Genomic DNA, 10,611 nt, shown 5'->3' with positions numbered 1-10,611 from the left:
CTGAATTGGCTGCGAAGCGGGAGCTAAACAAATGGTTAGCTATGGTAATGGGCTACAACTTAGATGCTTTTAAAGGGATTTTAAGATCTTTTAAAGATTGGGAGGCTGCAATTATTCAAGCAATTATCCAGCCATACTCCAATGGATTCACAGAAGGCTGTAACAACCTGATTAAGACGGTTAAGAGAGTTGCATTTGGAATGCGTGATTTCAACAGATTTAGGAACCGGATTCTCTATGTGAATTGGCAAAAAAGGAACTCGGCAAATGCCTTGCCGAGTTCCTAAAAGGCGATTTAGTTGTGGGGCACCCCAACATTTGACAAAGAACCTTTTTGGATGCTGTCGGGAGAATCCATGAAGAATGATAAATTCATCGAATTTATTCATGAAAAGAAAATATAGAGTGGTGATAGGGAAGGAAATCGTAGACAAAAACAAGAAAATAGATGAACAAAATTGTAAAAATAAGGGAGCTTGTCTTCCTTGTTTTGATGATGAAAAGGCGTAACTATGCCTGTTCTCAGGTTTCTACCTATTACTTGGCAAATAATATATCGATATTATTCATATATTTTTAAAAACAATGTATTGGAAATGTCAGAAAATTCATCCTACAATGGAACCATAAGAAAAGGCGGACTCATTACTTCCTGAACGGAAAAAGTAGGAGGATTCACTATGACAAGAAAAATTTCCTTGGCCTATCTTACAGTGCCGGGAATGGACCCTTTGGCCCAAGTCAAGATGGCATCAAAGGCGGGTTATGATTATGTTAGTCTGCGGACAATCCCTATGGGGCAGGCGGGGGAACCGCAGGTCCACTTGGAAAATAATCCAGGATTGTTCGCAAGTATTCAGGTTGCCTTAGAGGAGACATCCCTGCAGCCGCTCGATATCGAGTTGGTTCGAGTAAAGGAAGACCTTCCTCGTGATTACCGAGGTGCTTTTGAGTGTGCTGCAAAACTCGGATTTACAGACGTCCTTTCCAGTGTGTGGACAATGGATCATGGCTTTGCCGTCGACTGCTACGGAAAGATCTGTGAAGATGCCAAGGAATTTGGTCTCACCATGAATTTGGAGTTTCCTGTGATTTCGGGCCTTGTGAATCTGCCCGATACGCTCCAGTTCCTTAAGGAAGTCGGCGCCGATAACGCTAAAGTTCTTTTGGATATGCTCTACTGCTACTGGTCAGGCGTGACGGTGGAAGACCTCAAGAAGCTCGATCCCTCCTTAGTTGGCGTGATCCATCTTTGTGACTGCCCCAAAAATGAAAAAGCATACAAACCAGTTGAAATCATGCGGGAAGCACGGGAATATGTGGGCCGCGGTGCGATTCCCGTTAAGGACTACCTGAAAGTACTGCCTGAAGGGCCTTGTTCCATTGAACTTCCAAATAAAAAATATATAGAAACCTATGGAGAAGAAGGACACATCCGAAATTGTCTTGAAACGGCACGGGAGTATCTCACCGCAGCCGGTCTGTGAAGAAAGAAGGTCAGGAATGATGAAGGTCGATATCAATACGAAAATGATTACTCTTTTGGGACTTCCTTTGACGCAGTCCTTTGCTGCAAGGATGCAAAACAAAGGGTATGAAGCAGCTGGGCTCAATATGGTCTACTTTTATACGGAAACGGATAATGAGCATTTGGGAGATATTGTGAATGGCCTGCGATATATGAATTTTGCTGGATTTGCCGTAACAAAGCCAAATAAAGTCAAAGTGTTGGAGTATCTTGACGAACTTGATCCCCTCTGTCAAAAAATGGGGTCCAGCAACACCGTTGTCAAGACGCCAGAGGGCAAGCTTATCGGCTACAACACGGATGGCGTTGGTTTTTATACAGCCCTGACGGAAGAGGCCGGTGTGAAGGTCGATCAGTGTGTCTTCTTCTGCTTTGGCGGCGGCGGGGCGGGCCGCGCCATGTGTTCTATCCTTGCTTACCACGGGGCTCGCAAGATTTACATCACAGACAAGTTTGAAGGCTGTGCCAAGTCCCTCGTCGATGACATCAACAAGAATTTTGCTCCTGTCGCAGAGTTCGTCCCTTATGGAGACTTTTCGAAACTATCGGCCTGCGATGTGGTCCTTAACGCCAGCGGCGTTGGCATGGGGCGTTCCATCGGGGAAACGCCGCTCCCCAAGGAATACATGAAACCGGAACAGCTTTATTTTGACGCTTGTTATAATCCTGCAAAGACACAGTTTCTCCTGGATGCTGAAGCAAAAGGCTGCCGCATCCTGAACGGCCTTGGCATGAGCCTTTACCAAGGGGCTGCCCAGATTGAACTGTGGACAGGGAAGAAAGCTCCTGTTGAAGCGATGCGGGAAGAACTCCTCGCCATCCTTGCGGAAAAGAAATAATAGCTGAAAACAGCAAAGGAGGCATGCTGTATGCGCCTAATCAAATGGTTAGATGAACATCTTGAAGAAACCTTGATGATTATTCTCTTGATTATCATCGCTTGTGTCACCATGATCCAGGTCATTGTCCGAAAAGTTCCCTGGCTCACATCCCTTACCTGGGCTGAAGAATTTTGCCGGTTCATGTGGATCTGGAGCGTATTCATTTCCCTCCCCTATACCATTCGGATGGAGAATATGCTCCGCGTCGGTGTTCTCGTCGATCTTCTTCCCCAGGCCATGAAAAAGATCATTGGCATCATCGTAGATTTAATCAATATGTTCTGTATGGGCCTGTTGGGATTTTATTCCTTTGAAGTGTTGGAAAACATTTACACCAGCCATGAATTTTCACCGGCCATGGAATGGCCTATGTGGATTGTTTATGCGGTTATGCTCTTTGGCTATGTTCTTGCAACTATCAGGGCCTTTCAGGTCATGATCCTTCATGTCAAACGGTTCCATGAACGGGAACTGACCACCCTTGAACAAACCATGCAGGATGCAGCTAAGGAAGCTGAAATGGCGAAAGGAGGAGATGAATAATGGCAGCATTGCTTGTATTTGTTGTATTCCTTGTCGCAATCGCCGTTTCCATTCCTATTGGAACAAGTATGATTCTGGGCTCGATTTCCCCAATTCTCCTGATGCATCGGGGCGGATCTCTCGTCCAGCTCATCAATAATACGTTTTCCGGTGCGAACTCTACGCCGATTCTTGCTGTACCGCTCTTTATCTTAGGCGGGGTCATCATGGCAAAAGGTGGAATCAGCCGCAAGCTTTTTAACTTCTTCGCCTTCTTCGCTGGAAGGCTTCCCGGCGGCCTTCCCTGTGCTGTTATCCTGACCTGCCTGTTCTATGGGGCCATCTCTGGTTCCGGCCCGGCCACCACGGCTGCTGTCGGTGCTATGTGCGTACCTTTCTTGACGGATCTTGGTTACGATCGGACCTGGAGTGCAGGTCTCATAGCCGTTGCCGGCGGACTTGGCGTCATCATTCCTCCTTCCATCCCCTTTGTGCTCTATTCCCTTGCAACGGGCGTATCAACAGGTGATCTCTTTTTAGGCGGCGTGTTCCCTGGTCTGCTTATTGGCGTAATGCTCATGGCTTATGCTGTCTTCTACTGCGTGAAACATGGCGAAGACAAGGAAAAAATCAATGCTCGCATGGAAGAACTCAAAAAAGAAGGGCTTCCGAAACTTTTCAAGGACAGCTTTTGGGCACTTCTTTGCCCGGTTGTCGTCCTGGGCGGTATCTACAGCGGTTTTGTAACACCGACAGAAGCGGCTACGGTTTCTGTTTTCTACGCGCTTTTTGTTTCTCTCTTTATCTATAAGACCATTTCCGTTAAGGAATTGATTCCTCTTTGTGCAGAATCAGTAAAAACATATGGCGGCCTTGCCTTCGTCCTTGCTTTTGCTACGGCTTTTGGCCGTGTCCTTAGCTTGACTCGCGCTACTCGTGCCGTGGAAACTTTCATCTTGGGAAATTTCCATTCCAGCATTGCTGTCCTGAGTGTCCTTGTCATTATCTTCCTGCTTCTTGGGATGGTCATGGATACAGGGCCTGCTATCATTATCCTGGCTCCTGTTCTGCTGCCGGCCTGCGAGAAACTGGGCGTTGATCCGGTTCATCTTGGCGTTATCCTCGTTTGCTGTCTGTCCATCGGGCTTGCAACACCGCCTTTTGGTCTTGATCTTTTCGTGGCAGGAAATATTGCCCAAGAACAGCCCATGGATGTTGCGAAAAAGGCCGTGCCTTTTATCGTTTCCTTCCTTGTGGCCCTCGTCCTCATCACTTATATTCCTTGGTTTTCGACCTATCTGCCAAGTATTGTGAAATAAGGTTTTCCTCTGGGAGTTATTCCTAGGGCCTATAAAGGAATTTTATTTTAAGGAGGTATTTTTCATGAAAAAAACGTTTCGTAAACTGGCGGCTGCTGTTTTGACAGGTGTCCTGGCTCTTTCCCTTGCTGGCTGCGGCGGTGATTCAAAAGAACAGAAATCTGCCGGTAAAGGTGAATATGCCAATCTGAAGGAAGTCGTCCTCATCGGTGCGGATACGGCCGGCAAAGGGTCGGCAGGCCAACAGTTTGGAGAACTCGTTTCCAAAAAAGTCGATGAAATTACAGGGGGAAAGCTTCAGATTGAATATCATCCCAACGGCGACCTCGGTGGGGATGAAGACCTATTAAGACAGCTGAAATCCAATGATATCCAAGTTTTTGTCAGTCAGTCGGCACCCGTCGTTTCTTTTATTCCTGAAATGGCTGTCTTCGACTTGCCCATGGCTTTTGCCAAATATGATGGCCCCACGATTGATAAGGTCCTCAATAATCCGGAATCAAAGTTCTATAAACAGCTGGCTGCAGCCTACGATAAAGCAGGTTTCCATTATATGGGCATGCTGCAGAACGGCACCTTCCGTCTTGCGACGGCCAATACCAACCTGAAGGACCTCGATGCCTATAAAGGCCTTAAAATCCGCACCATGAGCAATAAGAACCATATGGCTTTTTGGACTGCTATTGGTGCAGAACCGACACCGCTTGCTTTCTCTGAACTGTATTTTGCTCTGCAAAGCGGGACGGTTAATGCGGAAGAAAACGCAGCCGATACGATCGTGACCATGAACTTCAATGAAGTCCAGAAATTCCTAGCTCCGACCAACCATGTCCTTTATACGAATCAGCTTGCTATGAATAAAAAAGCTTATGAATCGCTTGATCCTGCTTACCAGAAAGCCCTGAACCAGGCGGTGTCCGAAGCCCTGAAGGAACTGGCACCAAAACTGGGTGAAATCGACAAGCAGAACAAGGAAACCCTTGAGAAAAAAGGCATGACCATCATCAAATATGACAAGTCTTTCTATGATCAGGTTCTTGCCCTTGATTCTGTTAAAGCGCTCTACAAGGATATCAACAGCCAGATTAATGGCATTGGTGATGTCCTCATGCAGGAACTGGATGCCGCTGCGAAAAAGTAAGTAGCTCTGTTCGACAGAAAGGAAGGTGGATGTGGGATGCCTCAAAAATGGTCAGCATTTTTCTACCTTGTATTCACCTTCTTTATCTGGAGCAATAACTATATCGGCGGAAAGGTGATTGCCGAGGCTGTACCGCCCTCCGTGCTTGCCATGATCCGCTCCTTTATTGGAACCAGCTGTCTGTTTTGGATGGCAAGGAAGGAGCTGAAAACACCGATTGATCAGAAGGATCGCAAATGGTTTTTTCTTATTGGCATGTTGGCTTATTTTGTAACGTTCCAGATGGTGCAGCTTGGTATCAAATTGGCTGGGGCTTCCACGGCAGCCCTCATCAATTCCACCAACCCCGTTGTGATTACACTCCTAGCAGGGTTCATTCTTAAGGAATCACTTACAGTCATTAAGCGAGTTTGTCTCTTTCTGGCTCTTCTCGGCACGTTCATTATTACTCAGGGTGCTTCTGGTTCAGGAGAAATCATGGGAATCCTCTTCATGATTATATCGGTTCTCTCCTTTGGGTTTGCCTCAATCCAGATGCGGCGCCTTACCCAAAAGTATGCCCCCATCTTGATTACGTTTTATGGAATGCTCATTGGCAGTCTCCTTTCTCTCCCTGTGGGAATCTACAGCAGCCTGCGGGAACCTGTCAGCCTGACGCCTTTTGTGGTGCTTGTTCTTCTTTACCTTGGCATCATGGGATCCGGTGTGGCCCAGTTTACATGGACCAAGGCTCTGTCTGAACTGCCGGCAAGTACCTGTTCGCTTTTTTATCCGCTCCAAGCCGTTTTTTCTGCTGTTTTGGGTGCCTATTTGCTCGGAGAGTCCTTTACCGTCCATTTCTATTTGGGACTGATTCTTATCTCGGCTGATATTCTCCTGAATTTTTGGGACACGAGACGGAACCAGTTTCCTGAAAAGTCTTGACGAAAGGCCTGTGTTTAAGGAATGATAAAGGGAAATAGAGGAGGGCCCCCATGAACCTACAATGGCTGATTTACTTTCAAACGATTGCAGAATTGGAAAACTACACCCAAGCAACAAAAAAACTCCATGTGAGCCAATCTAATCTGAGTCATGCTATGCGGTCCTTGGAAGAGAAACTTGGTGTGGAACTTTTTGAAAAGGATGGCCGGAATATCCGTCTGTCCAAATATGGGGAAATCTTTCTCCCTTATGTCAATAAAACGCTGGATTCCCTCGATGAAGGTATCGCTAAACTAAAGGAATTCCTTGATCCCAATACAGGAACCATCGAACTTGCTGGTTTTCCTTCCGTGGCTCAGTTTTCAACGGACCTTATGGTTCGCTATCAGTCAGAAACAAATCGCTATGACGTGCATTTTCAGTATGCACAGATTGGCTGGTACGAAATCCATGAACTTATCGTATCTGGGAAAATAGACCTGTGCATTGCTACGAAATTTGAGGAACCAGAAGTGGCGGGCACTTATATTGGAGACCATCCCTTGGTCGTTATCGTTCCAGAAAACCATTATCTAGCGTCACGTGAAAGGGTGGATCTTCGGGAACTCCAGGATGAAAATTTTATTGGCTTCAATCAGAACGGGCAGCTTGCTCCCATGCTGCAAAAGACATTTGCTTCCTTAGGCATTGAACCTCGGGTCGTTTCAAGGACGCCCAGTGACCTCATCATTTATGGGCTGGTTGCCGGCGGACGCGGTGTATCCGTTGTTCCCTTCCCACTTACCCATTACGCACCTTTTGGAACAAAGCTCCTTTGTATTGAAAATGATATTCCCAAGCGGCGTCTCTACCTGCAGTGGAACAAAGAAAAGTTCCTCCCGCCGGCAGCTCGCTACTTCCGTGATTATGTAATCCGCAGTGAAGAAGTCTTCACGCAGTATTTCAAGAGAGTTAATATTGGTCCTGAGACCATAGGAGGATGAAAAAATGGCAAAGAAACTGATTGCTGATTTGATGGTTGATTATCTCGAACGTCGGAATGTCAAATATGTCTTTGGCCTCTGCGGCCATACGGTCATTGGTATGCTCGATGCTCTGAGCCGTTCGAAAAAGGTGAAATATATTTCCAATCGCCATGAAGCGGTTGCCTCTACGGCAGCTGATGGCTATGCCCGTGTAACCCATAAGGCTTCTGTCGTCCTCTGCCATCTTGGACCGGGGCTGACGAATGTTTTGACCGGTGTAGCAAACGCCGCATTTGACTCTATTCCTATGGTCGTCATTGCAGGCGATGTACCGAGCTATTATTTTGGAAAGCATCCTCATCAGGAAGTCAATATGCATGGTGATGCCACGCAGTATAAGATTTTGGAACCCGTCGTCAAGCGTGCTTGGCGCGTTGATGATCCTGAAGCCCTCGGGGAAATCATGGATAAGGCTTTCCGTCTGGCTGAATCGGGTCGCCCTGGACCGGTCCTCATTGATATGCCCATGGATATGTTCTCCCGCGAAGTGGAAGACTACCTATGGGATCGCACCTATAAGGACAGCCACATCACTATGAAACCGGCCCTAGATCCAGAAGCGGCCAAAGGCATTGCCAAAAAACTGGTCGAAGCAAAGAATCCGGTCCTTCATGCCGGCGGAGGAATCCTCCTTGCCCAGGCTTCGGACGAACTGGCGGATCTTGCTGAATTCCTTGATATCCCTGTTTCTCGCACCCTGATGGGGCAGGGCTGCCTGCCAGATAATCATCCCCTCATGGTTGGTCAGACGGGCTTCTGGGGTCTTGAATTTACCCATTCCCTCACCGTAAACGCTGATGTCATTCTTGGCCTAGGTACCCGTTTTGCGGAAGCGGACAGCTCCAGCTGGTATCGGGGTGTCACCTTCGATCCCGACCATACGGAATTCCTCCAGATTGACATCGATCCCATGGAAATTGGCCGTAACTATCCTGTTTCCATCGGGGCCATTGGAGATCTCAAACTGGGCCTCAAACAAATCCTGGAAGAAGTCAAGAAAATCTGCCCTGAAGGGAAAAAGAATCCGGAACTGCGTGCCAAGATTGCCAAAGCGAAGAAAGCCTTCAAGGAAAGCAATGTTGCCATTTCTACGGATGGCCGTTTCCCTATGACGCCGCAGCGTATCCTCCATGATGTGAAAGCTGTTGTTCCGGAAGATGCTCATATCTTTACCGATGTGGGCTGGAATAAGAACGGCGTAGCTCAGCAGTTTGATGTCAACGTACCCGGCACGATCCATCACTCTTCCGGTCTTGCCACCATGGGCTTTGGTGCCTCTGCCGTCCTGGGCGGCAAGCTCGCAGCCCCCGATAAGGTCTGCCTTACCCTTACGGGTGATGGCGGGTTTGGCGTTAACCCGACTTGCCTTGCTACTGCTGTGGAACAAGGTATTGCCTGCACTTGGGTGGTTATGAACAACTCCGCTTTTGGGACCATTGCCGGTCTTGAAAATGGAAACTATGGGACTAAGTTCGGTACCGTCTTCCAGACGCCGGACGGCAAGAGCTATTCGCCGAGCTGGGCCGGTGTGGCTAAAGCCTACGGTGTAGAATCCATCTGTGTCCAGTCTGCTGATGAATTCCTGCCGGCTATGAAAAAGGCCATGGCTGCCAACAAGGAAGGCCGTCCTTTCCTCGTGGAAGCTCCCATGGAAAACATCGTTGTGCCGACGCCGGGCTGTTGGAACATCAACGATATTTACAGCCCGAGTGCTCTTGTCAAGGAAGGGAAACTTGTCAAGGATGAGAAGGGTCGTTTTGTCGCACCGAATCACGCAAAATCTCATAAAGGAAAATAAGTGAGAATTGAGGGGGCTTCTGAGAAAGGAGGCCCCTTTTTTGATAAAACGTGTCTTGTAGGACCAACCTCACAATCTTAATAGAATGATTCTATGGTAATGACAAAAAATGGATATTGGAGAATGCCCGCCAGCCTGCTCTATAATAGAGACAAACAAGAAAGGAAGGGCTTAGTATGCAAGAACGTATGACAACGAAACTGCGTCGACTTCTTAAGGAAAAGGACTACCTCATGGCTCCTTGCGCCTATGACGCGCTGACCGCAAAATGTATAGAAGCATCAGGCTTTGACCTCATTGGGACGACGGGCTACGGCATGCATGGTGCCATGATCGGGACGTCTGACACGGGTCTTTTGGGGATGAATGAAACGGTGGCTGCTCTCAGCAAGATGCAGAATGCCGTTGATATTCCTATCCTCGCTGATGGGGAAGGTGGCTATGGCTCCGCCCTCAATGTCATCCGTATGATACGGGAATATGAAAAGACCGGCATTGGGGGTGTCTTCATTGAAGACCAAACCCAGCCGCCTAACTGCCCCTTCATTATGAAACCTCAGCTCATCAGCAAGGAAGAAATGGTGGGCAAGATTAAAGCTGCCGTTGATGCTCGCCGTGACGATGACCTTGTCATCGTAGCTCGGACCGATGCACCCTTTGAAGAAGCGGTTGAACGGGCCAATGCCTACATGGATGCCGGTGCCGACATGGTCAAGATTCTCCCTAAGACCCATGAGGAACTGCTGAAGCTCCCTAAATTGGTCCACGGACCGATTCATCTGGGCCTTTATGTAGGAAAAGGTATCAATGACGGCATGACCGCAAAGGACTGCGGGGAATTGGGCTATAAGATCATTACTTTCCCCATGAGCTGCCTTTTTGCAGAAGTCGCCGCTGTCATGAAAGTTCTGAAGTATATAAAAGAAAACGAGATGGCCGAGGGCTATCCTGGTGATCTTATTGCCTTCAACGACTACCTGAAATTCATCGGTGTCGACAAGATTAAGGAATACGGTAAGAAATACCTGAAAGGGCCTCAGTACGAAGGCCTTTTCTAAGAAAAATAAAAAAGGGCTGTGAAGAAATGAGTTTATCATTTCTTCACAGCCCCTTTTTTGGGTTCTATAATAAATGTTGGGGTGAGGAAATATTCTTTCCTCACCCCATTTTTGCATAAAAAAGTGGACATAGACGGCATCCACTCTTACAATTAAATCGCCAAACCTAAATGAAAGGAAGATGGCCTATGTCCACATTTGATTATATAGCAAATTCCTTGAATGTCAAAGGTAACGTAATAAAAAAATGCATCCACAGTGAGCAACAAATTGAATTTATTATGGAACTGAATCGAGCTGTTGTCCAATGCCCTAATTGTCATGCGAAGACCGATAGAATCAAGGATTACCGTTGGCAAAGGATTGCTATCGGATCCATTTTGCACCAACAGGCTTTTGTCCGATTACATAAAAG

Annotated in this window: 11 protein-coding genes; all 11 read left to right on the top strand. The window is 47.3% G+C overall.

The genetic code is table 11. The features are described from left to right. A partial coding sequence (locus H503_RS0110565; RefSeq protein ID WP_162141343.1) for a transposase occupies positions 1 to 287 on the top strand: 287 nt, incomplete at its 5' end. A 393-nt stretch (positions 288 to 680) separates the two neighbouring features. Then, positions 681 to 1,487 (top strand): sugar phosphate isomerase/epimerase family protein, encoded by an 807-nt coding sequence (locus H503_RS0110555; RefSeq protein WP_009015143.1) that lies wholly within the window; start codon positions 681 to 683, stop codon positions 1,485 to 1,487. A gap of 19 nt (positions 1,488 to 1,506) precedes the next feature. Further along, complete coding sequence (locus H503_RS0110550) at positions 1,507 to 2,367, top strand: shikimate dehydrogenase family protein (RefSeq protein ID WP_016459772.1); 861 nt, start codon at positions 1,507 to 1,509, stop codon at positions 2,365 to 2,367. A gap of 30 nt (positions 2,368 to 2,397) precedes the next feature. After that, positions 2,398 to 2,952 (top strand): TRAP transporter small permease, encoded by a 555-nt coding sequence (locus H503_RS0110545; protein ID WP_009015141.1) that lies wholly within the window; start codon positions 2,398 to 2,400, stop codon positions 2,950 to 2,952. Then, positions 2,952 to 4,250 carry a TRAP transporter large permease gene (locus tag H503_RS0110540; protein WP_014127999.1) on the top strand — a complete coding sequence of 433 codons (1,299 nt, stop codon included), beginning with the start codon at positions 2,952 to 2,954 and terminating at the stop codon, positions 4,248 to 4,250. Before H503_RS0110545 ends, H503_RS0110540 begins: the two co-directional genes overlap by 1 nt. A gap of 64 nt (positions 4,251 to 4,314) precedes the next feature. Then, on the top strand, positions 4,315 to 5,391 hold the full coding sequence (locus tag H503_RS0110535; protein WP_026385727.1) for a TRAP transporter substrate-binding protein: 1,077 nt from the start codon (positions 4,315 to 4,317) through the stop codon (positions 5,389 to 5,391). Positions 5,392 to 5,427: 36 nt separating this feature from the next. Then, on the top strand, positions 5,428 to 6,315 hold the full coding sequence (locus H503_RS0110530) for a DMT family transporter (protein ID WP_009015138.1): 888 nt from the start codon (positions 5,428 to 5,430) through the stop codon (positions 6,313 to 6,315). Positions 6,316 to 6,365: 50 nt separating this feature from the next. Next, on the top strand, positions 6,366 to 7,298 hold the full coding sequence (locus H503_RS0110525; protein WP_009015137.1) for a LysR family transcriptional regulator: 933 nt from the start codon (positions 6,366 to 6,368) through the stop codon (positions 7,296 to 7,298). A 4-nt stretch (positions 7,299 to 7,302) separates the two neighbouring features. Then, a complete protein-coding gene (locus H503_RS0110520) occupies positions 7,303 to 9,138 on the top strand; it encodes a thiamine pyrophosphate-binding protein (RefSeq protein WP_009015136.1) in 1,836 nt (611 codons plus the stop codon). Between the two features lie 176 nt (positions 9,139 to 9,314). Continuing rightward, positions 9,315 to 10,196 (top strand): isocitrate lyase/PEP mutase family protein, encoded by an 882-nt coding sequence (locus H503_RS0110515; RefSeq protein WP_248604865.1) that lies wholly within the window; start codon positions 9,315 to 9,317, stop codon positions 10,194 to 10,196. A gap of 188 nt (positions 10,197 to 10,384) precedes the next feature. Continuing rightward, positions 10,385 to 10,611 (top strand): transposase family protein (locus H503_RS12060; RefSeq protein ID WP_035196195.1); only part of this gene is annotated, 227 nt, incomplete at its 3' end.

This window comes from Acidaminococcus intestini DSM 21505, from assembly GCF_000425045.1.
GTDB classification, from domain to species: Bacteria; Bacillota; Negativicutes; order Acidaminococcales; family Acidaminococcaceae; genus Acidaminococcus; species Acidaminococcus intestini.
This window is presented reverse-complemented; position numbering and strand designations above follow the sequence as displayed.